Origin of the sequence: Pelagerythrobacter marinus (assembly GCF_009827515.1) — a bacterium.
Classification (GTDB): domain Bacteria; phylum Pseudomonadota; class Alphaproteobacteria; order Sphingomonadales; family Sphingomonadaceae; genus Pelagerythrobacter; species Pelagerythrobacter marinus.
In genome coordinates, this window is the sequence record NZ_WTYO01000005.1 from 75,809 (window position 1) to 96,240 (window position 20,432).

Consider the following 20,432-nt stretch of genomic DNA (forward strand, 5'->3'; position numbering starts at 1 on the left):
AACACATCCGCCCTTAGCCGGGGCAAGCAGGATTTGCTTCGGTTTGCAGGTCATGCGGGCTATGCGCCCGGCCATCATGGCCGAAAGTCCCACTCGCAAGCCCTGGATCGAGGGCATTCACGCCTATGTGCCGGGCCAGTCGAAAGACGCCGCCGGGCGCGAACTGGTGAAGCTTTCGGCAAACGAGAACCCGCTGGGCACGAGCGCGGCCGCGATTGCCGCGATGGAAGGGCTCGCCGGCCCCGCGCGCTACCCCGATCCCGATGCCGCCGCCCTGCGCGCGGCGATCGGCCGGGTCCACGCGATCGATCCGGCGCGGATCGTCTGCGGCACCGGCTCCGACGAACTGCTCAACCTCGCCGCGCAAGGCTACGCCGGGCCGGGAGACGAGGTGCTGTTCCCGCGCTTCAGCTTCGCGGTCTACGATATCGCCGCCCGCCGCTGCGGCGCCGTGCCGGTGGAGGCGAGCGATGTCGACTACGGCGCCGACGTCGACGCCCTGCTCGCCGCGGTGACGCCGCGCACGCGGGTCGTCTTCCTCGCCAACCCGAACAACCCGACCGGCAGCTTCCTGCCCGCGGCCGAGATCGCCCGCCTCCACGCCGGCCTGCCGCGCGACGTGCTGTTCGTGCTCGACCAGGCCTACGCCGAGTATCTCGACCCGCGCGACGACGACAACGGGCTGGCGCTGGCGCAGCGGCACGAAAACGTCCTCGTCACCCGCACGTTCTCGAAGATCTACGGCCTCGCGGGGGAACGGATCGGCTGGGCGACCGGCGCGCCGGACGTGCTCGACACGCTCAACCGCATTCGCGGGCCGTTCAACGTCACCGGCCACGGCCAGGCCGCGGCGCGGGCGGCGGTCGAGGATCAGGGCTTCGTCGAACGCTCGCGCAGGCACAACGCGGCCGAACGCGCCCGCTTTGTCGAAGTGGTCGAAGCGCTCGGCAACCGCGGGCTGCGCGCGCTGCCTAGCGCGGGCAATTTCGTCATGGTCCTGTTCGAAGGGGCGACGAGCGCGCGCGAAGCCCATGCCGCGATCGCCCGCGCGGGCTATTCGGTCCGGCATTTCTCGGCCCCCGGGCTCGATCACGCGCTGCGGATCACGGTCGGCACGCGCGAACAGATGGACGCGATCGCCGCGGTCCTGCGCGACGTGGCGGGCGAAGCGTGATGGCGATAGAGCGCGTCGCCATCGTCGGCCTGGGGCTGCTGGGCGGCTCGGTCGGGCTGGCGATTGCCGAGTGCCTGCCCGGAGTCGCGACCACCGGCTACGACGCCGATCCCGACGTTCGCCGGCGCGCCGCCGAACGCGGCCTGGCAGGAACCGTTTGCGCCACGCCGGCCGAGGCGGTGCGCGATGCCGACCTGGCCCTGTTCTGCGTGCCGGTCGGCGCGATGGAGCCTGCCGCGCGCGCCTGCGCCGAGGCGCTGCCGCCGACGGCGATCGTGTCCGACGTGGGATCGTCCAAGGCGTCTGTCGGCGAGGCGCTGGCGCGCGCGCTGCCGGGCCGCCGCGTGATCCCCGCGCACCCGGTCGCGGGGACCGAGCGGAGCGGGCCGGACGCGGGCTTTGCCAGCCTGTTCCGGCAGCGCTGGTGCATCCTGACCCCGCCCGCCGATGCCGATCCGGCGGCGGTCGATGCGCTCGGGCAGTTCTGGGAGGCGCTGGGCGCGCGGGTGGAGATCATGGAGGCCGCGCACCACGATCTCGTGCTCGCCGTCACCAGCCATATCCCGCACCTGATCGCCTATACGATCGTCGGCACCGCCTCCGACCTCGAAGAGGTGACCCGCAGCGAGGTGATCAAGTACTCGGCCGGCGGTTTCCGCGACTTCACCCGCATCGCCGCCAGCGACCCGACGATGTGGCGCGACGTGTTCCTTTCCAACCGCGACGCGGTGCTGGAAATGCTCGGCCGCTTTACCGAGGACCTGACCGCGCTGCAGCGCGCGATCCGGCGGGGGGATGGGGAGGCGCTGTTCGACCTCTTCGCCCGCACGCGCGAGATTCGCCGCTCGATCGTCGAACAGGGGCAGGACGATGCGCGGCCCGACTTCGGCCGCGCCGATCACGCCTCGCCGGCTAGGCCCGGTTCAGCGCGTTGATCGCATCGCCCACCCGCGCTTCCACCTCGGCGCGCGGCAGGCCCGGGGCGATCGGATCGGCAAAGCGATAGGTGATCGTCCCGGGGCGCTTCAGCCTGCGGTGGTAGAGCGGCCCGCTGTCGACCGCGACCGGCACGACCGGCAGGCCGAGCAGCTTGTAGAGCCCGGCGAAGCCGGCCTGGAGCCTGACCCGCTGGCCATGGGGAACACGGGTCCCCTCGGGGAAGATCGCCAGGGGCCGCCCCGCGGCGATGAACAGGCGCGCGGAAGCGACCATCGCGCGCAGGGCCCGGGCCCCCTGGTCGCGCGCGACCGGCACGCAGCCATAGGCGCGCGCGGCCCGGCCCCAGCCGGGGATGGCGAACAGCTCGCTCTTGGCGAAGGGGGCGGGCCGGTCGAACAGGCAAGGAAGGTCGATCGCCTCGAAGAAGCTTTCGTGCCGGATCGCGTAGAGCGCCGGCCCCTCGGGCGCGGGGCCTTCGATCCGCACCCGGATGCCCAGCAGCAGGCGCGCGCAACCGCGGTGCCAGCGGCACCAGCCCTCGACGATCCGCTCCAGCCCCCGACCGCGCGCGGCGATCGCCACCAGCGCGGCGAGGACGAAGCCGACGCTGCCGAGATAGAAGGCCGGGTAGAACGCCAGGTTGCGCAGCACGATCATGCCGCCATTCCCCGCCAGAGGCGCGAGACGAGGCTGGCCAGCAGCTTGTGATATTCGAGGAACAGGATCCGCAGCGACGGCTGCGAGGGAACGGCATCGCGCACGACCTCGACATCGCCGGGCAACGTGCGCGCCAGCTCGCCCGCGGCGCGGCGCATGTGCCAGTCGGTCGTCACCAGCCGCAGCGAGCGAACCCGGCGCGCGCGCACCCATTCGGCCGTCTCGGCCGCGTTGCCGCGCGTATCGACGGCCGAGAAGCCGAGCGTGACGCAGCAGGCCATCGTTTCCACCGGGACGCCGAACTGGCCGGCGAACTCGGCCGGGCGGACTTCGGGGTCCACCCCGGTCACCAGCAGGGCGCGCGCGTCGCCCGCGCCCAGGACCTGCAGCCCGCGCTCGATCCGGCCCGCCGCGCCGGTCGGCACGATCACCGCATCGGTCACCACCGCCTCCGCCGGACCCGGCAGCGCGATCGCGAACCACAGGAACCCGAGCGCCCAGGCGAGGACGACGGCCGACAGCGCGCGCCGGATCACAGCATCTTCCTCAAGGCCGCGAGCACCGTCACGCGCGCGGTGATCGTCGCGATGACCACCCCCGCCAGCGGGATCGCGCCGAGCACGATCCAGTCCACCGGCGCCAGCCCGCCGCCGGCGACCATGCCCGATCCGAGCTGGCGGAACTGGCGCGCGAGAACGACCATGCCCGCGAGGCCGATCGCCAGCCCGGCGATCCCGCCCAGCAGCGCGTCCTGCGCGATCGAGCGCTGGAATATCCGCGCGATCTGGCCGTCGGTGCCGCCCAGCAGGTGAATGATCTCGATCGTGTTGCGATTGCTGCCCAGCGCCGAGCGGGCGGCGAGCCAGACGGCCGTGGCGCTGGTCAGCGCGAGCAGCGCGACAAGCGCGATCGCCAGCCATTGCAGCGCGGCGATCACGCCGAAGACGGGGCCCAGCCAGCTCGACTGGGCATCGACCCGCGCGCCCGGGGCGGCTTCGGCCAGGCGCGCCTGGAGCCGTTCCACCGCCGCCAGGTCGGCCACGCCCCGCAGGCGCACGTCGATCAGGGCCGGCACCGGCACCGCGCTGTCCGTCGCGCCGACGCCCAGCCAGGGTTCGAGCAGCGCCTCCAGCTCCGCTTCGGGGACCCGGCGATAGGTCGCAACATCGGGATCGGCGCTCAGCACCTGCTCGACCGCCTCCGCCTGGCGCTCGCGTTCTTGCTCCAGCGCCTCCAGCACCTGCACGGTCGCACCGCCCGCCAGCTCGGCGCGGGCATTGTCCGCCATGTTCTGCAGCGCGAGGCCGCCGGCCGCGGCGATCACCGTCAGCGCGACCATGATCGCGATCACCCACGGCATCGGCCCGGCGAGGCGCGCATGGGGCACGAGGCGCGCGGCGCGCTCGCCGCCGAAGGGCGCGAAGCCCCGACGCAGCGCGCGGTTGAGGCCGGGCCGCGCGCTCATGCCCCGCCCCCTTCGGCTCCGCGGCCCGCGCGCGGCGGATAGCGCAGGACCCCGGTCGGATCGGCCAGGCGCCCCTTGTCGAGCCGCATGATCAGCGATTCGGGCACTTTCTTCAGCAGGTGCACGTCGTGGGTCGCGACAACCACCGTGGTCCCCAGGCGATTGAGCGCCTCGAACAGGCGCAGCAGCTTCAGCGCCATTTCCGGGTCCACGTTGCCGGTCGGCTCGTCGGCCACGAGCAGGTCGGGCCGGCCGATCACCGCGCGCGCGATCGCGACGCGTTGCTGCTCCCCGCCCGAAAGCGTGGCCGGGCGGGCCTCGTGCCGGTGCGACAGGCCGACCCAGTCGAGCATGTCGGCGACCGGCTTGGCCACGTCCGCCTCGTCCACCCCCGAGACGCGGAGCGGCAGGGCGACGTTGTCGAAGGCCGAAAGGTGCGGCACGAGGCGGAAATCCTGGAACACGACGCCCAGCCGGCGGCGGAATTCCGGCAGGCGGCCGCGCGGCAGGGTGATGACGTCGGTGCCGAACATGCGGATCGCCCCGCGCGACGGGCGCTGCGCGAGATAGAGCAGCTTGAGCAGCGAGGTCTTGCCCGCGCCGCTGGCGCCGGTGAGGAAGTAGAAACTGCCCGGATAGAGCGTGAACGATATATCGCGCAGGACCTCGCTGTCGGTGCCGTAGCGCAGGCCGACATTGTCGAAAGACACGATCGCGCTGTCGGAATCGCTCATTGGCGGGCGGTCGCGCAAGCGGTCGAGGGGAAGTGAGCCGGCATCTGGCCGCGGCTATAGCGAGGCTTCGATGTGGAAAAAAGGCGCTCGCGCATGTCGCCGCCCGGTCGGAGCCTTGTTGCGATTCGCCTCGCGCCGTAAGGGTGGCTGTTACGATGATCATCGCCTGTCCCGCCTGTTCGACCCGCTATGTCGTGCCCGACAGCGCCATCGGTGTCGAAGGGCGCACGGTGCGCTGCGCGAAGTGCCGCCACAGCTGGTTCCAGGAAGGCAACCTGCCGGACGTGCCCGAGCGGCCGCTGGATCGGCCCGGGAGCCGGCCCGACAGCCCGCCCGATAGCGCGCCGGCCGGCAACGATGCCGCGCCGCCGCCAGCCCCTGCCCGGCCCGCCTCGCCGCCCCCGGCCCCGGCCCAGCCTGCCGCCGATGCCGAGCCGGCAAGAGCCGAAGCCGCCGCTGCCCCTCCGCCTTCGGGGAGCGCGGTCCCCCCGCCGCCCGTCGCGGAACCGGCCCCGCCGGCCGAGCCCGCCGCCCCGCCCGCGGGCGAGAGCATCGCGCCGGCAGGGCCCGAGCCTTCGCCCTTCGCGGCCGAACCGCCTTTCCGGCCGCGCCGCAATCCCCTGCGGCTGTGGACTTTCGCGGCGGCGGGGTTTGCCGCGGTCGCGCTGGGCACGGTGGCGGCGGTCAGTTACTGGGGCCTGCCCGACTGGGTGCCGATCAGCCGCCCGACCTTCGCGGTCGAGCAGCCCGACCTGGTGCTGGAATTTCCCGCCGACCAGCAGGATCGCCGCACCCTGCCCAACGGCACGGAGTTCTTCGGCGCGAGCGGAACGATCACCAACGTCGGCCGCGAAACGCGCACGCTGCCCTCGATCCTGATCGTCATGCGCGACGCGCGCGACCGCATCGTCTACAGCTGGGAAGTCTCCCCCCCGCAACCGCGCCTCGCGCCGGGCGAAACGGTTACCATCAACGAGGCCGTGACCGACGTTCCCAAGTCGGCCAAGTTCGCCGAAATCGGCTGGAAACCCGACTGATCCCCCGATTGATCGAGGCCCCCGGCCCGGGGGCTTCGCAAACCGCTTGCGGTGCGGCGATCCTGTTGCTAGGGGCGCCGGCCTACCCCCCGGGGGGCGCAGCGAGCGCCCTTCTGACTGTGCGGTCGTGGCGGAACTGGTAGACGCGCAACGTTGAGGTCGTTGTGGGCTAACGCCCGTGGAAGTTCGAGTCTTCTCGACCGCACCAAACAGTCCTGAGTAGTCCTGGAAAATCGTACCGGCCCCGGAACGCCCGCCCGAAGTGGCGCAGTTCTGCGGCCTTTCTGTATATGATCTCGTGGAACTGCAGCCGGAGACGTGGCGGGGTGAGGCGGATTTTACCTAGATTCGCCGGGGCGTCTCAGCTCGCGAAATCGTGACTGCAAGTGGTCGGTTCAGGCGAAGCCCAGTTCGCGACGCTGCTCCGTCCAGGACAGTGGCAAGGGTCCGCTCATCAGCTGCTTCGCCGTGAGATGCTTCGGCTGTCTGCCTTCTACAATCGCCGTGACGATATCGGGCGCCAGACAGGACAGAGCAACGAGTTTGCCAAGCCTTGTCCTGCATCGACTATGCTCGCTGGCAATGCTCGCAATCGATCGCGCCGGGCTCGCGAGCACCAGTTGCCTCGCCTGGTGAGCCTCGGCGACGAGTGAAACGAGTTTCTCGTCTCGCCGGACAATCGTCGGCCGGCAATTCTCCGGGCCCGGTACGATCAGCCGCAGCTGATGGCCCCGGCGGACGCGCACGGCCGGGATGGTGATCACCGGAATGCTCCGCCCGGTTTCCAAGCCGGCACCAACGCCAAGCCGCTCCCGGACAGCGTCGTGATCTAGCTCGATTCCGATCCTGTCTTCAGAGAGCCTGACCTGCCGGACAAGCGCCGCAATCAGTTCTGCCCGGTCATGGGCGTTGCCACTGCTCAGTGTCGCAGCCAAAGCGTTCGCTTCTGCGGTGGCATTCTGAAGGTGCTCGGCCTTCCGCGCAAGTTCCAGCACGAACTGCTGATCAGCCAGCTTCCCAGCGATCGCCGCACACACCATCTGCTCGAGATCATGGGCCGAGACCCGCCATGCCCGGGTGCCGCCGAGCTCATCTAAACGGGTGACGTAGTAGCGATAGCGTTTCCGGTTCTTTGTGGCGTGACTCGGGCCCATCTGCCGACCTTCGCCATCCACCAGCTTGCCGATCAGCAGGCTTGGATGCTGGTGTTTCAGACGCCGCGATGAACCGGAAGCGTTGTCGGCAAGGAGCTTCTGCACCGCATCCCACAGTTCGGCGTCGACGATCGGTTGGTGTTCGCCCGGGTACGCCCTGTCTTTGTGAACAATGAACCCGCGGTAGATGCGGTTCGAAAGCAGGTGATAAAGTGTGCCTCGCCTGAAGATGCAGCCGCCCCTGTGCGGACCACTGGTCCGGCGCTGAACCTTGGTTCTGTAGCCTTCCCGGTTCAGTTCCTCGGCCAGCGCAGGCACCGATCCCAGCGCCAGATAGCGGCGCATGAGGTGCCGCACCTGCTCTGCCTCGTTGTCCTTCACCACGAGCTTGCGATCGCACACCTCGTACCCGAGCGGCACCGGACCTCCCATCCACAGGCCCTTCTTCTTCGAGGCTGCGATCTTGTCCCGGATGCGCTCACCTGTGACCTCCCGCTCGAACTGGGCGAAACTCAGCAGCATGTTGAGCGTAAGCCGACCCATGCTGGTGGTCGTGTTGAAGCTCTGGGTAATGCTGACGAAGCTCGCGCCGGCCCTGTCGAGCACCTCCACAATCCTCGCGAAATCTGTGAGGCTGCGGGTCAGCCGATCGATCTTGTAGAGCAGGATAATATCGACCTTGCCTGCCTCGACATCGGCAAGCAGGCACTTAAGCCCCGGTCGCTCCATATTACCGCCCGAGAACCCGCCGTCATCGTAGCGGTCCTTCGCCAGCACCCATCCTTCATGGTGCTGGCTCAGGGCATAGGCAGCACAGGCCTCATACTGCGCATCGAGTGAGTTGAATTCCTGCTCAAGCCCATCGTCAGTGGATTTGCGGGTGTAGACCGCGCAGCGAAGCAGTTTCTCAGCCATTGCCGGTGAGACCGAAGAAACGCGGCCCGGACCAGTGCGCGCCGGTCACATACCGGGCGATTTCACTGAGCGAGTTCCAGGTGCGGTCAGCATAAGCGAACCCTTCTTCCAGAACCTCGACCGTAATGGTCTGACCGTTCCACTCGCGAACCAGCCGGGTGCCAGGTGTGAGTTTGCTACGGCGACGGAGAGGCGCGGAGTTCGGCTTCGCCACGGCAATCCGTGTCAGTTCCCGCATGACCAGCGCCGGCAAGGCACCGCGCCGCCGCTCTTGCAGGCGCTGCGCCACGAGACGGCTCAGAAGGGAAGATGGAACAGATGGCGGGGTGGTGCCCTCCATATTGCTCCACTTCTCCCGCAACTGCGATGGCACGAGGTCCGCCAGCGCATTCAGTTCGTCATCCAGCCGGCTCATCGAGACGCTGCCGCCTCCACGACCGTATACCGGCTGATGCCGTCATGCTTCGTTCGCCGGATAGAATGGCCCTTCTTCCTGAGGCCGGTCAGCGCCGCTCGGGTAGTGTGCGGAAGCCAGCCGGTCGCCTGCACCAGTTCATCCAGCGTTGCGCCCTCTGCGCGCTCCAGGAGTGAAAGCACTTCCTCTATCTTGCTTTGCCCCTTTGAGGGAGCGTCGTCGGCTGGCTCCCTCACCGCGACGTCTTGTGCGCTCCCGCTCTCCGCTGACGCGGCAGGCCGGGCCATCGGCTCTCGCGCCATCCGGCGCGTACGCTTGCTGCTGTTTGTGTTCGCCATGAGCAATCCTCCGGATCGGGACAGCACCATTGCTGCCCCACGACCCGAAGCCCTGCCGGGCGAGCCGGTCAGGGCAGCAGCAGGTCTTGCCGGCCGCGATTCACATGAACAGCAATGCTCCGATTGCAGATGAAGTCGAATGGAATTCGAGATTACCTATGAATTGATCAACTGCGATCGGGTACCGCCTCAAGCAACATCCGGGCTGCCGCGGCAAGAGCGCACAGCCCGTTTGCGCTCAGCGTCAGCTGGTCGATTTGCTTCCCGACTTCCACTGGATTCTCTGGCATCGGAAGAGCAAACTCGGGCGAGACATCTTCCATTATTCGGCCGGCCTTCAGTAAAAGATGTTGGACCAAGTCGTGCTGCGTGGCGAATTCCATACGGCCCATGGAGCGACGTTATCGAAAGAAGTCCAGTCAGAGCTTCTGGCAGCCGCTGTGCCCCCTCGTCTCAGTCAGTCGGGAACCTACCCGACGAATCCAGTGGCGGACGTCCATTGCAGGCCGCAGGCCGCTGGAACGGCAGCATCGTCGGACAGTCCGGAATGGCAGGTTACAACTGCCCAAATGGAATAGCAGATGTGGATGGCTCCCGCTCACGGCATCTAGGTGCCAAAGTGTGAAGACCGTCAGGAATTCACGAGCAAAATGGGAGCCACCCAGATGGAGATTAGCACGATCGGCCTCGATTTGGCCAAGAACGTTTTCCAAGTTCACGGCGTAGATGCACAGGGCACGGCCGTGGTTCGCAAGGCATTGCGGCGCTCGCAGATGCTTCCCTTCTTCGAGAAGCTTCCGCCTTGCCTGGTCGGCATCAAGGCCTGCGGCACGTTGCATTACTGGGCTCGGGAGCTGATCAAGCTGGGCCATGAGGTTCGGCTGATGCCGCCGGCTTACGTTTCCTAGTCTCGGAGAAGGGTGACATCGTCGCTGTGGGCGATCGCGATGGCGAAATCCGAGTCGTCGACTTCGGTCTCCAGGGATTCCAGCGCGTAACTCGCGACCGTGAAGACACCGTTCATCCAAAGCCGGACCACGTCGTTTACAGCGTGCGCAAACCGGCCCCGCCGCGCAACATCCTTGGCCACGATGGACCACTCCAACTGCGGGAGTATCAGTTTCGGGACGGTAGCCGGCAGGATCCAAGATCCAGCGGTTGATCGCGGACTCGTGCCATCCAACACCGTGAATGTCGATCTTCACCTGGGGCGGAAAGGTCCCTTCAGTGATCTTGCGGTATACCTTTGTCCTGTTGGCCTACGTCGCCATTGGAGGAGCAGTGTGGTTGCAAGCGATCTCTTCGATTGCGACCTTCACGATATCCGGACGCCTCAAGCTGGCGTGCAGCAGGGTCATCACTGAAGGTAACAACGATATGGTCGTCGTCGGCATCTGGCCCGCCTGACTCCGGACGCAGATCGGCGATGTTTCGCCACGAAGATGTGCTTTGACGACAGCGCGGGGCGAGGAGTCGCTTGGCTTGCTCCGGCGTGATCCGCCCGGCGAGCAGATCGAGGAACGCGCGGGCGGAGAATTTGATCTCCGTTCTGTCGCCTTTCCGCCACGATATGCTAGTGCTCAAATACCGTCCTTTCGCTGTAGGCACGAAAACAGTTTGCTCGTGCAGTTGTCTGCATGGATACGCCGCTTCCTGCGCGGAAGCGGCGGCGGTGCGAGCCCTCCGAAGCGGACTCTCCCGGGCCTTTCGGGAGGCCCTTGCCAAGGGGGGCAATATGTGGTTTGTCCGGACAACTTTGAAGTTGAACCCCAACGAGAGGACGGACCTTGGCGGACCTTGCATATCCCACTCTGGTGTTCGTGCACCTGCTGCTGTTCGTGCTCTGGCTCGGCGCCGACGTCGGTGTGTTCGTGCTCGGCCAGCATTTCCGCAAGCGCAGGAAATATACGCTCGATCAGCGGCTCGCATTGCTGACGCTGCTGGTGGAAGTCGACATGGTGCCGCGGACGGCGTGGGCCCTGATGGTGCCGGTTTCGCTTTCGGTGGTCGCGATGGGCGGGCACTGGCTGGTGCCGGACTGGCTGCTGGTCCTCGCCTGGGCGGTCGGCGCCGCGTGGATCTGGCTCGTGTGGGACGCGCACCGGCACGATATGACGCCGCGCGCGGCACGTAACCGCCGGATCGAGTACTGGCTGAAGATCGCGCTGGCGCTGTTCTACCTCGGGCTCGGCGCCGTCTCGCTCGCCACGGGCGAGCCGCTCGCGGGCGTCTGGCTCGGCCTCAAGGCGCTGATGTTCGGCGTGATCTTCGCCGCCGCGATCATGATCGACGTTGCCTTCAAGCCCGTCGGCCCGCAGCTCGGGCGTCTGATCGAGGAAGGGTCGAGCGACGCGACCGAGCTGCCGCTGCTGGCGACGATGAACCGCACGCGCATCTGGGTGTGGATCGTCTACCTGCTCCTGCTGGCGACCGCCTACCTCGGCCTCGTGAAGCCCTTCTGACCGGATTGTCTGCCGTGAACGAACCGATACGACCTGCAAAGCGCCTGCTCGCGGCTGTGCCCCTCCTCGCCCTCGCCGCCTGCGGCGGCGGCGACGGGAGCGGAGGCGGCAGCGGCCCGGCGGCCCCCGCTGCCTTCGCCGCCTGCGCCAGCTGCCATTCGGTGGAGCCGGGACCGACGCGCGGCGCCGGGCCCAGCCTCCACGGCATCGTCGGCCGGACCGCGGGCGCGGCGGAGGGCTTCGCCTATTCGAAGGCGATGGAGCAAAACGGCCTCGTCTGGACACCCGAGACGCTCGACCGCTTCCTCGCCGCACCGACCGAGGTCGTGCCCGGCACGCGCATGGTCACCAAGCTGACCGATCCGGCACGTCGGCAGGCCGTGATCGACTATCTGGTGACGCTGTCGCCCGCGCCCGCAGGCGCCGGCGGCCCGGCACCTTCAACCGATGAGCCTGAGTGAAGGCCTTTGCTTCAGAAGAGAGGGAACAATGGGGATCATTGAGAGCAGCATGCCGCTGGTGGCGTCCCAGGCCGGCGTGTGGGAAGGCGAATACGTCCACCTCGACGCCGATCACAACGAGATCGATCGCCACCGCTCGCGGCTCGTCTGCCGGCTGTTCGACGACGAGGACGGCAAGGCCCGGCTGGCGCAGACCAACATCTACGACTGGGCCGACGGCACCCGCGAGATCCGCTATTTCGACGGCGTCTACAAGGGCGACCGGGTCTGGATCGACAACGTCAACATCACCGGCTGGACCGCTTCCGTCTCGCTCGACGAGACGCAGCGCACGATCATGGTCGGCTGGGTCCGCGCCGGGGAGCCGGACTTCCGCTACTACGAGATGATCACCGTCGCGGAGGACGGTCAGGCGAAGAACCGCACCTGGCACTGGTATCGCAAGGGCCGCCTGTTCCAGCGCACGATCATCAACGAGACGAAAGTGAGCGACGACTGGCGGACGCACGACGACCCCAGCTACTACGAATTCCGCCCGCGCGCCGCGGTCTGATCGCGGGAAAGGAACAGCTCATGACACTCGCGTTCCAGCGCTTCACCATCTTCTGCCGCGATCTCGACGCGTCGCTCGGCTTCTACCGCGACGTTCTCGGGCTGGCGCCGGTGGAGGAGAAAGTCATCGAGGGCGCGGCCGCCGGCGCGCTGCTCCAGCTTCCGCCGTGCCGCATGCGGATCGCGCTGCTCGCGGTGGACGCTGAGGCAGACCCGGTCGTGGGCCTGTTCGAAGTGGGCGGCGTCGACCTCGACGCGATCGACTATCCGCGCGGGAGCCCTGCGTTCGGCCAGACCGCGCTGCTGCTCTCCACCACCGACTTCAACGGCGTCCACGCGCGGCTGGAAGCGGCAGGGACCGAGTTCCTGACGCCGCCGCTGCGCTATCCCAAACACCAGGCCAGCGAGCGCTCGCCGGCGGGCATCTACCGCGAGATGATCTTCCACGATCCCGACGGCCAGCTCGTCGGGGTGATGCAGATCGAGCCGCTTCCCGAGGGAGCGCAGGCATGAGCGGGGGGATCGTCCGCTCGGTGACCGGCACGCTGCGCTACACCAGCAACCAGGAAGAGCGCCGGGGCGCAGAACGTGGGCGCGAGTTCTTCCGCATCGACGTCCATGCCGACGGATCGCGCACGATCGCCGCGCATGGCGAGATCGACGACGCGCCGGCGGTGGTGCGCGACGTGAACCTGAGAGTCGACGCCGACCGCGCGCCGCAGGAGTGCTTCGTTCGCATCGCCGTGGGCGGCGCGTTCCGCGGTTCCGCGTGGTTCCGCTTCGCTCCGGACACAGCCGAGTGCGAGGCATTCACGGCGGTCGAAGGCCGCGTGCGGCAGACGATGACGCTCGACCGGCCGCTCCCCGCCTTCGGCAACCACGCGATGGCGAACGACGGTTTCATGCTGTCGCTCTACGACCTGTCGCAGGGGCCCGGCGTGCAGGTGATCGAGCGGCTGCTGCTATCCTCCCCCGACCATCGCGGGGCCACGGGGCCGATGCTGTTCGCAGTCGACCTCGCGCTCGAGTTCGTGGGCGAAGAGACGGTCACCGTCGCCGCCGGCACGTTCGACGCGCTGCACTTCCGGATGGTCGACGTTCCCGGACTGCCGCTCGAGCATCCCGAGTACGACCTGTGGTGCACCGCCGACGGCGACTACGTGCTGCTGAAAGCCGCCGTCGGCGGCTACATGCAGACCGCCTACGAGCTGACCCACTACGAACAGCAGGGGCGCTGAGCGAATGCTGATCTCCGTCCTGCTCGTGGCCCATATCGCGGTGCTCGGCTACTGGCTCGGCTCCGAGTTCGTGATCAACAGCACCTACCGCTACGTGTCCTACGGCAGCCAGATGCCGTTCGCCGAGCGCGACCGGCTGATGGATCACGTCATGCATGTCGACCAGCACGTCCGCTACGCGCTGGTGCTGCAGGCGGGCCTCGGCTTCGCGCTGGCGGCGCTCTACGGCTACGTCCCCGGCGGCACCGCGACCGCCTGGGCGGCAGGCATTCTCGCGGCGCTCTGGCTGACCTTCGTGGAGATCGTCCACCGCCTGCGCCACAGCCCCGCCGGCAAGCGGCTGGGCGACATCGACCGCGGCTCGCGCTACCTCTTCATGGCGCTGCTGGTCGCGATCGCCGTCGGCCTCATCGGCGGCGGCTGGGACATGCCCTTCTGGCTGCGGGTGAAGCTCGGCCTCTTCGCCTGCGTCATGGCAAGCGGGGTCGGCATCCGCCTGGCTCTCATCAGCCATTTCCGCACCTGGGCGGTCATGGCCCGCGAAGGGCCGACGGACGAGACCAACGCCATCATTCGCCGCACATACTGGCGCGCAACTTCGGTGCTGCTGGTGCTCTGGGCCTTCATCGGGGCGATCGTGGTGATGAGCGTGTGGAAACCGGCGTGACCGATCGCGCCGCGCTGCTCCGGGCGCTGGAGGAAGCGCTCGGGGCCGGCCGCGTGCGCACCGACGACGCGGCGCTCTCGCTGGCGGCCGCGGACATCTATTCCGCCGGCCCCGCGCCTGTCGCGGTCGTGCGGCCGGATTCTCCCGCCGCCGTGGCCCGCGCCGTGGCCGCCGCGACGGCGCTCGGCTACGCCGCGATCCCGAGAGGCGGCGGCCTGAGCTATACGAGCGGCTATCGCTGCGAACCCGGCAAGAGCGTGCTGTTCGACCTCGCGGGTCTCGATCGCATTGTCGAGATCGCCGAGAGCGACATGTACGTCGTGGCCGAAGCGGGCGTCACCTGGAAGCAGCTCTACGACGCGCTCGCCCCGCGCGGCCTGCGCCTGCCGTTCTTCGGCACGTTCTCCGGCGCGGGCGCAACGGTCGGCGGCGGGCTCAGCCACGGGGCGCTGTTCTTCGGCAGCGCACGCTACGGCTCGGCTGCGGAAATGGCCCTGGGGCTCGAAGTCGCGACCGCCGATGGAAAGCTGCTGACGACCGGGCAGTGGGCGCTCGCGGCATCGGCCAGGCCCGTCTTCCGCAACTTCGGCCCCGACACCACAGGCCTGTTCCTCCACGACGGCGGCGCGTTCGGCATCAAGACGAAGGCTTCGCTGCGGCTCATCAAGGCGCCGGCCGCGAATGGTTATCTTTCCTTCGCCTTCCCCTCGCTCGAAGCCGCCGGAGCCGCGCTGTCCGGGATCGCGCGGGCCGGGCTGGCGGAGGACGCCTACGTGCTCGACCCCGCCGCGGTCGCCGCCACCATCGAGCGCGAACGCGGGATCGGCGCGGCGCTGGCGGCGATCCGCGCGGTGGCGCGATCCGCCGGCGGCGGAACTGGCGCCATTCGCGCGCTCGCCGGGCTCGCGGCGGCGGGGCGCGGCGTGGTTCCGCAAGGCGCCTTTACTCTCCATTGCGTGATGGCGGGTTCGTCGAAGGCGGCGGTGTCGGCGGACATGGATGAAGCGGGGGTCATCGCGTCGGGGCACGGCGGACGATCGATCGCAGCGACGATCCCCCGCATGGCGCGCGCCGACCCCTTCCCCAATCTCGATGGCGTGCTCGGGAAGGATGGCGCGCGCTGGGCCGCGCTCAATGCCAAGGTCGCCCATTCGGAGGGCGTGCCCCTGATCGAGGCGCATCGGCGCCTGATGGAACCGCGCGCGGGCGAAATGGCCGCGCAAGGCGTAAGCGTCACTTACCTGCTTTCCGCGCTCGGCAATCACAGCTTCAGTTTCGAGGCCGTGTTCCACTGGAAGGACGCGTGGATGCCGATCCACAGCCATGCCGTCGATCCGGCCCTGATCGCCACCTATGCGGAGCCCGAGGCGAACCCCGCCGCCCGCGCTCTCGTCGCCACCCTGCGCGAAGAGACGGTGCAATTGTTCCGCGAGTTCGGCGCCGCGTCGAACCAGATCGGTCGCACCTATCCCTATGTCGAGGCGCTCGACGCCGATGCGGCGGCACTGGTGCGCCGGCTGAAGGCGCTGCTCGATCCGAAGGGCGCGATGAATCCCGGAGTCTTGGGCCTCTAGCGTCCCCGCCCGTCCGACGCGCCGGGCCTAAGCGCCCACCGCGCCGCCTGCGATCAGCGCTTCCGCTTCCTCTTCCGACAAGCCGAGATCGCCGAGGATCGTGCGCGTGTCCGCTCCCGGCACAGGCAGCGTCGCCGCGGCTCCGGGTCGCCCGCCCGCCATTTCGATCGGCAGAGCCGGCAGGTGCGCCGTGCTGCCGTCGGGCATGGTGACGGGCTCCAGCCCGCCCGAGGCGTTGAGGTGCGGATCGTCGAACATGTCCTCCGGCCGCCCGATCGGCGCGAAGGGCAGCCCGCTGCCTTCCAGCCGCGCGACCAGCTCGTCGCGCGTGAAGCCGCGGATCAGTTCGCGGATGCGCGGCATGATGCGGTCGCGCTGGAGCACGCGGGCGTTGTTCTCGCGAATGCTCTCGTCGGCCCAGAGATCGTCGAGCCCGAACAGCGCGCAGAACTTCTCCCACAGTGCATCGGTGACGACGCCGATGAAGATCGGATCGTCCTTCGTCTCGAACACATCGTAGATCGCCCAGGCGGAAATGCGCGCGGGCATCGGACTGGCGGCCTGCCCCGTCACCGCCTTCTGCGCCATGTGCTGGCCGATCAGGTAGACGGTCGTCTCGAACAGCGAGCTCTGCACTTTCTGGCCGCGGCCGGTGCGGTGGCGTTCCTCGATCGCGGCGAGAATCGCGATGACGCCGAACATCCCGCCGGTCACGTCGATGACGCTCGATCCCGCGCGCAGCGGCTGGCCTGGGGGACCCGTCATGTAGGCGAGCCCGCCCATCATCTGCGCGACTTCGTCGAGCGCGGTGCGGTTCTCGTAGGGCCCCGGGAGGAAGCCCTTCTCCGAGCAGTAGATGAGGCGCGGATTGCTCCGCGACAGGTCCTCGTAGCCGAGGCCGAGGCGGTCCATCGCGCCGGGGCGGTAGTTCTCGACCACGACGTCGGCGCGGTCGACCAGCTTGCGCGCGACCGCGATCCCGTCGGGGTTCTTGAGGTCGAGGCAGATGCTCGCCTTGTGCCGGTTGTACATCGGGAAATAGCCGGCGCCCGAGCCGAGCAGCCGCCGCGTCCGGTCGCCGCCGATCGGCTCCACGCGCACGACCTCGGCCCCGAGCGAGGCGAGGATCGCGCCCACCGCCGGCCCCATGACCATGTGCGTGAACTCGACGACCTTGATGCCGGCGAGCGGTGTCGGATGCGTCATTCCTGTGTTCCCTTGAAGCCGAGCGGCAGGCCCGCGTCGGGCGTGAAGCCGTAGAGCGGCTCGCCCGGCAGAGCCTCGGCGATAATGGTGCGGACTTCGAGAAGGCGCTCGAGATCGATGCCGGTCTTGATCCCCATCGCCTCCAGCATGAAGACGAGGTCCTCGGTGACGATATTGCCCGAAGCGCCGGGCGCGAACGGGCATCCACCGAGGCCGCCGAGCGAGCTGTCGAGCGTGGTGATCCCCTCCTCCAGCCCCGCGAGCGCATTGGCGAGGCCCAGCCCGCGGGTGTTGTGGAGGTGCAGCGTGTTGAGCCTGTCGGCGCCGACCGCGGCCTTCACCCGCCGGACGAGCCGCTTCACCTGCGCCGGGTTCGCGTAGCCCGTCGTGTCGCTGAGCCCGACTTCCGCCGCGCCGGCCGCGATCGCCTGCTCGGCCAGGCGAACGACCTGGTCCTCGTCTACCGGTCCTTCGATCGTGCAGCCGAAGGCGGTCGCCAGCCCGACCTCGAAATGGGGGCGCGTCTCGGCGGGTTCGGCGGCCACCCGCGCGGCGATCGCGGCGATCTCCTCGATCACGGCGGCGTGGTCCTTGCGGACGTTCTTGAGGCTGTGCGTCTCCGACATGGAGAACGGCATCGAGATCTTCTCGGCGCCCGCCGCAATGGCGCGCTCGGCCCCCTTGAAGTTCGGCACGAGCACGGCGACGGCGAGGCCGGGAATGGTCCGCGCGAAGGCGACGAGTTCCGCCGTGTCGGCCATCTGCGGAAGCAGTTTGGGCGGCACGAAGCTGCCGACCTCGATCTCGGGCACGCCGACCTCTGCCTCGGCCTTGATCCAGGCCTTTTTCGCTTCCAGCGGCATGACCCGGTCGATGCTCTGGAGCCCGTCGCGCGGGCCGACTTCGCTGATGTGGACGCGGCTCGTCATGCTTGTTCCTCGAGATAGATCCAGGGCCGCTCCGCCCGATCGCGGGCGTGGAACGCGGCGATCCGGTCGCGGAGCTTGAGGGTCAGGTCGATCGCGTCGAGGCCTTCGGTCAGCATCGCCCGCGCTTCGGCTTCCAGCGAAAACGACCAGGTCCGGCCGTCCGCCAGCGAGACCGTTCCCGCCTCGACGTCGAGCGACACCTGCGAACCGGCCTCGGCCGCTGCGGCGATTTCCGCCACCGCCTCGGGCGGGAGCACCGCCGGGCAGATGCCGTTGCGGACGCAGTTGCCGAAGAAGATCGGTGCGAAACTCGTCGCGATAACGGCGCGGATGCCGAACTCGGCCAGCGCCCAGACGGCATGCTCGCGGCTGGAACCGCAGCCGAAGTTGCTCCCGCCGAGCAGGATCGTCGCGCCGGCGTAGGCGGGCTGGTTGAGAACGAAGGACGGGTCGGGATCGCGCGTGCCCGGCGCCAGGTAGCGCCAGCCGGCGAACAACCCCTCGGCGAGCCCCGTCTTGCCGGTCGTCTTCATCTCGCGCGAGGGGATGATCGCGTCGGTGTCGATATTGTCGCGCAGCAGCGGCGCGGCGACCCCGGTATGGGTGGTGAGCGGCTCAGGCATCGGCCCCCTCCCCGATCGCGCGCGGGTCGGCGATCCGCCCGGCGATGGCGCTGGCGACGACCGTTTCCGGGCTCGCGACATGCGTGCGAATGCCCGGGCCCTGGCGCCCCTCGAAGTTGCGGTTGGTGGAGGAGACCACCCGCGAGCCGGCGGGAAAGCTCTCGCCCCCGGCGTAGAAGCACATCGAACAGCCGCTCTCGCGCCATTCGAACCCCGCCTCGGTGAAGACCTTGTCCAGCCCTTCGGCCTCTGCGGCGCGCTTCACCGCGGAGGAGCCGGGAACGCAGAGCGCCTTCACGCCGGGCGCGACCCGGCGGCCGGTCAGCAGCGCGGCCGCGCGGCGCAGGTCGGAGAGGCGGCTGTTGGTGCAGCTTCCGATGAAGGCCGCGTCGATCGGAAGCCCTGCCAGCGCCTCGCCCGGGCGCAGGCCCATATAGGCGAGCGGGCGGTCGCCGGCGTCCCCGGGAACGGCGCCGGAGATGGCGACGCTGTGCTCGGGCGAGGTGCCCCAGCTCACCATCGGCTCGAGCGCGGCGGCGTCGATCTCGAGCTCCGCGTCGAAGCTGGCCCCGGGATCGGTCGCGAGCGTCCGCCAGTGCGCGACGGCGCGGTCCCATGCGGCGCCGCGCGGGGCGTAGCGCCGGCCGGCGAGGTAGTCGAACGTCGCCTCGTCGGGCGCGATCACGCCGGTCATCGCGGCGAATTCGGTCGCCATGTTGCAGAGCGTCATGCGCCCTTCCATGTCGAGCGCGGTCACCGCCTCGCCGGCGAACTCGACCACGTGGCCCTTGCCGCCGCCGGCCTCGTGCCGCGCGATCAGCGCGAGGATCATGTCCTTGGGCGTGACGCCGCGCCCGAGCTTGCCGGTGTAGGTCACCCGCATCGTCCTGGGCGTCGCGACCCGCAGGGTGCCCGTCGCCATCGCGTGCTCCGCCTCGGAGGACCCGATGCCCCAGGCGAGCGCGCCCAGCGCGCCCTGGGTGCAAGTGTGGCTGTCGGGCGCAACCAGCGTCGCGCCGGGCAGAACGATGCCGAGCTCCGGCGAAACGACGTGCACGATGCCCTGGTCGGGGTCGGTCACGTCGAACAGGGTGAGGCCCGCCTCGCGCGCGGCGGCGCGGGTTTCGGTGATGAAGGCCTGCCCGCCGGGCATCAGCGTCCGGTCGTCCCGGCCGGGGCGGGTGTCCACGATATGGTCCATCACGCAGAACACGCGCGCGGGATCGGCGACCGAGCGGCCGGCCGCCTTCAGCCCGCCGAGCGCGGCGGCGCCGGTGCGCTCGTGCAGGAAGATGCGGTCGATCGCGATCAGCGCCGCGCCGCCGGGGAGGTCGGCGACGCGGTGCTGGTCCCACAGCTTGGCAAAAAGGGTGCGCGGCTCAGCCAGACGCCGCCTCCATCTCCTTCTCCACCGCGCGCCAGTCACGCGTCACCAGCTTTTCCTGGATCGCGGTGCGCGTCTCGAGCTGACCGCTGCGGATCCAGTGCCAGGTCCGGCAGCGGCTCTGGCCGTCGTCGGCGAGCTGGATCATCTCGTAGAGGTAGAGCTCCGGATCGCCCTGGCGCTGCCAGTAGAGCATGACGGTGCGGTTCTTGTCGTCGAGGCCGACTTCCGCCGCCCAGCCCTTGATCAGATCGTTGTCCCACCAGACGCGCTTGTCGGCATAAGTCGCGGGGAAATCGCGCGTTTCGGTGCGTCCGTCGGCCCAGGTGTAGTAGTTGGTCTGATGGTAGGGATGCTCGCCCTCGCCGTCCGGAAAGCGGCAGAACAGGCGCGACGTGTGCTCATCAATCTTGTCGCCGGCCGCGTTGTAGTAGGTGTAAACGCCGTCCCAGACCCCTTCGTGCCGGGCCAGCAGCGGCATGTCTTCGCGAATTCCCATGGTTCTCTC

23 protein-coding genes, 1 tRNA gene and 1 pseudogene are annotated in these 20,432 nt (G+C 68.9%); 12 read left to right on the top strand and 13 right to left on the bottom strand.

Translation table 11 applies throughout. The features are described from left to right. Window positions 1–76: 76 nt before the first annotated feature. Both hisC and GRI72_RS11395 read left to right on the top strand, forming a co-directional pair. Window positions 77–1,174, top strand: a complete 1,098-nt coding sequence (gene hisC / locus GRI72_RS11390; RefSeq protein WP_160734053.1) for a histidinol-phosphate transaminase — start codon at window positions 77–79, stop codon at window positions 1,172–1,174. Then, window positions 1,174–2,109: a prephenate/arogenate dehydrogenase family protein gene (locus GRI72_RS11395; protein WP_160734054.1), complete on the top strand. Its 936-nt coding sequence runs from the start codon at window positions 1,174–1,176 to the stop codon at window positions 2,107–2,109. The genes hisC and GRI72_RS11395 overlap by 1 nt, the downstream gene beginning before the upstream one ends. Here the strand turns inward: GRI72_RS11395 and GRI72_RS11400 are convergent. From GRI72_RS11400 to ftsE, 4 genes are read right to left on the bottom strand one after another with little or no spacing between them, the layout of a single operon-like run. Next, window positions 2,087–2,770: a lysophospholipid acyltransferase family protein gene (locus tag GRI72_RS11400; protein ID WP_160734055.1), complete on the bottom strand. Its 684-nt coding sequence runs from the start codon at window positions 2,768–2,770 to the stop codon at window positions 2,087–2,089. The two genes, GRI72_RS11395 and GRI72_RS11400, sit on opposite strands and share 23 nt — an antisense overlap. After that, window positions 2,767–3,306, bottom strand: coding sequence for a YdcF family protein (locus tag GRI72_RS11405; protein WP_160734056.1), 540 nt, complete (start codon window positions 3,304–3,306; stop codon window positions 2,767–2,769). Before GRI72_RS11405 ends, GRI72_RS11400 begins: the two co-directional genes overlap by 4 nt. Continuing rightward, window positions 3,303–4,235, bottom strand: coding sequence for a cell division protein FtsX (locus GRI72_RS11410; RefSeq protein ID WP_160734057.1), 933 nt, complete (start codon window positions 4,233–4,235; stop codon window positions 3,303–3,305). Before GRI72_RS11410 ends, GRI72_RS11405 begins: the two co-directional genes overlap by 4 nt. Continuing rightward, on the bottom strand, window positions 4,232–4,969 hold the full coding sequence (ftsE, locus tag GRI72_RS11415) for a cell division ATP-binding protein FtsE (protein ID WP_160734058.1): 738 nt from the start codon (window positions 4,967–4,969) through the stop codon (window positions 4,232–4,234). Before ftsE ends, GRI72_RS11410 begins: the two co-directional genes overlap by 4 nt. Window positions 4,970–5,124: 155 nt before the next feature. Here ftsE and GRI72_RS11420 point away from each other — a divergent pair, with 155 nt between their 5' ends. Further along, window positions 5,125–6,006, top strand: coding sequence for an MJ0042-type zinc finger domain-containing protein (locus GRI72_RS11420; protein ID WP_160734059.1), 882 nt, complete (start codon window positions 5,125–5,127; stop codon window positions 6,004–6,006). A 121-nt stretch (window positions 6,007–6,127) separates the two neighbouring features. Continuing rightward, window positions 6,128–6,214: transfer RNA gene (locus GRI72_RS11425), tRNA-Leu, on the top strand. 187 nt (window positions 6,215–6,401) lie between these two features. Here GRI72_RS11425 and GRI72_RS11430 read toward each other — a convergent pair. The 4 genes from GRI72_RS11430 to GRI72_RS11445 all read right to left on the bottom strand — a co-directional run bounded on the left by GRI72_RS11430 (window position 6,402) and on the right by GRI72_RS11445 (window position 9,211). Continuing rightward, entirely contained in the window at window positions 6,402–8,075 is a 1,674-nt protein-coding gene (locus GRI72_RS11430) for a recombinase family protein (RefSeq protein WP_160734060.1), read from the bottom strand. Next, complete coding sequence (locus tag GRI72_RS11435) at window positions 8,068–8,490, bottom strand: DUF2924 domain-containing protein (RefSeq protein ID WP_160734061.1); 423 nt, start codon at window positions 8,488–8,490, stop codon at window positions 8,068–8,070. Before GRI72_RS11435 ends, GRI72_RS11430 begins: the two co-directional genes overlap by 8 nt. Next, window positions 8,487–8,858, bottom strand: coding sequence for a DUF3489 domain-containing protein (locus tag GRI72_RS11440; RefSeq protein WP_160734062.1), 372 nt, complete (start codon window positions 8,856–8,858; stop codon window positions 8,487–8,489). The genes GRI72_RS11435 and GRI72_RS11440 overlap by 4 nt, the downstream gene beginning before the upstream one ends. 137 nt (window positions 8,859–8,995) lie before the next feature. Continuing rightward, window positions 8,996–9,211 carry a hypothetical protein gene (locus tag GRI72_RS11445; protein ID WP_160734063.1) on the bottom strand — a complete coding sequence of 72 codons (216 nt, stop codon included), beginning with the start codon at window positions 9,209–9,211 and terminating at the stop codon, window positions 8,996–8,998. A gap of 282 nt (window positions 9,212–9,493) precedes the next feature. Here GRI72_RS11445 and GRI72_RS11450 point away from each other — a divergent pair. The 8 genes and pseudogenes from GRI72_RS11450 to GRI72_RS11500 form a co-directional block, all read left to right on the top strand. After that, a pseudogene (locus tag GRI72_RS11450) lies at window positions 9,494–9,730 on the top strand (IS110 family transposase); the annotation flags it as partial. An 885-nt stretch (window positions 9,731–10,615) separates the two neighbouring features. Further along, a complete protein-coding gene (locus GRI72_RS11470) occupies window positions 10,616–11,290 on the top strand; it encodes a hypothetical protein (RefSeq protein WP_160734065.1) in 675 nt (224 codons plus the stop codon). A 14-nt stretch (window positions 11,291–11,304) separates the two neighbouring features. Then, window positions 11,305–11,751, top strand: a complete 447-nt coding sequence (locus GRI72_RS11475; protein ID WP_337191182.1) for a c-type cytochrome — start codon at window positions 11,305–11,307, stop codon at window positions 11,749–11,751. A gap of 28 nt (window positions 11,752–11,779) precedes the next feature. After that, a complete protein-coding gene (locus GRI72_RS11480) occupies window positions 11,780–12,304 on the top strand; it encodes a DUF3598 domain-containing protein (protein WP_160734066.1) in 525 nt (174 codons plus the stop codon). A gap of 20 nt (window positions 12,305–12,324) precedes the next feature. Continuing rightward, window positions 12,325–12,816, top strand: a complete 492-nt coding sequence (locus tag GRI72_RS11485; protein WP_160734067.1) for a VOC family protein — start codon at window positions 12,325–12,327, stop codon at window positions 12,814–12,816. Then, window positions 12,813–13,541, top strand: a complete 729-nt coding sequence (locus GRI72_RS11490) for a DUF3108 domain-containing protein (RefSeq protein WP_160734068.1) — start codon at window positions 12,813–12,815, stop codon at window positions 13,539–13,541. The genes GRI72_RS11485 and GRI72_RS11490 overlap by 4 nt, the downstream gene beginning before the upstream one ends. Before the next feature lie 4 nt (window positions 13,542–13,545). Next, the gene (locus GRI72_RS11495) at window positions 13,546–14,208 is read left to right on the top strand and encodes a hypothetical protein (protein WP_160734069.1); all 663 of its coding nucleotides are present in this window, start codon (window positions 13,546–13,548) and stop codon (window positions 14,206–14,208) included. Continuing rightward, window positions 14,205–15,782 carry an FAD-binding protein gene (locus GRI72_RS11500; protein WP_160734070.1) on the top strand — a complete coding sequence of 526 codons (1,578 nt, stop codon included), beginning with the start codon at window positions 14,205–14,207 and terminating at the stop codon, window positions 15,780–15,782. Before GRI72_RS11495 ends, GRI72_RS11500 begins: the two co-directional genes overlap by 4 nt. A 27-nt stretch (window positions 15,783–15,809) precedes the next feature. Here GRI72_RS11500 and GRI72_RS11505 read toward each other — a convergent pair whose 3' ends face one another. The 5 genes from GRI72_RS11505 to GRI72_RS11525 are packed head-to-tail and all read right to left on the bottom strand — an operon-like array spanning window position 15,810 to window position 20,423. Beyond that, window positions 15,810–16,988: a CaiB/BaiF CoA transferase family protein gene (locus GRI72_RS11505; protein ID WP_160734071.1), complete on the bottom strand. Its 1,179-nt coding sequence runs from the start codon at window positions 16,986–16,988 to the stop codon at window positions 15,810–15,812. Further along, window positions 16,985–17,917, bottom strand: coding sequence for a hydroxymethylglutaryl-CoA lyase (locus GRI72_RS11510; protein ID WP_160734072.1), 933 nt, complete (start codon window positions 17,915–17,917; stop codon window positions 16,985–16,987). The genes GRI72_RS11505 and GRI72_RS11510 overlap by 4 nt, the downstream gene beginning before the upstream one ends. Further along, the gene (gene leuD, locus GRI72_RS11515) at window positions 17,914–18,540 is read right to left on the bottom strand and encodes a 3-isopropylmalate dehydratase small subunit (protein WP_160734073.1); all 627 of its coding nucleotides are present in this window, start codon (window positions 18,538–18,540) and stop codon (window positions 17,914–17,916) included. The genes GRI72_RS11510 and leuD overlap by 4 nt, the downstream gene beginning before the upstream one ends. Continuing rightward, window positions 18,533–19,966, bottom strand: a complete 1,434-nt coding sequence (locus GRI72_RS11520; RefSeq protein WP_337191183.1) for a 3-isopropylmalate dehydratase large subunit — start codon at window positions 19,964–19,966, stop codon at window positions 18,533–18,535. Before GRI72_RS11520 ends, leuD begins: the two co-directional genes overlap by 8 nt. Next, window positions 19,920–20,423, bottom strand: a complete 504-nt coding sequence (locus GRI72_RS11525) for a DUF3598 domain-containing protein (RefSeq protein WP_160734074.1) — start codon at window positions 20,421–20,423, stop codon at window positions 19,920–19,922. Before GRI72_RS11525 ends, GRI72_RS11520 begins: the two co-directional genes overlap by 47 nt. Window positions 20,424–20,432 lie beyond the last annotated feature (9 nt).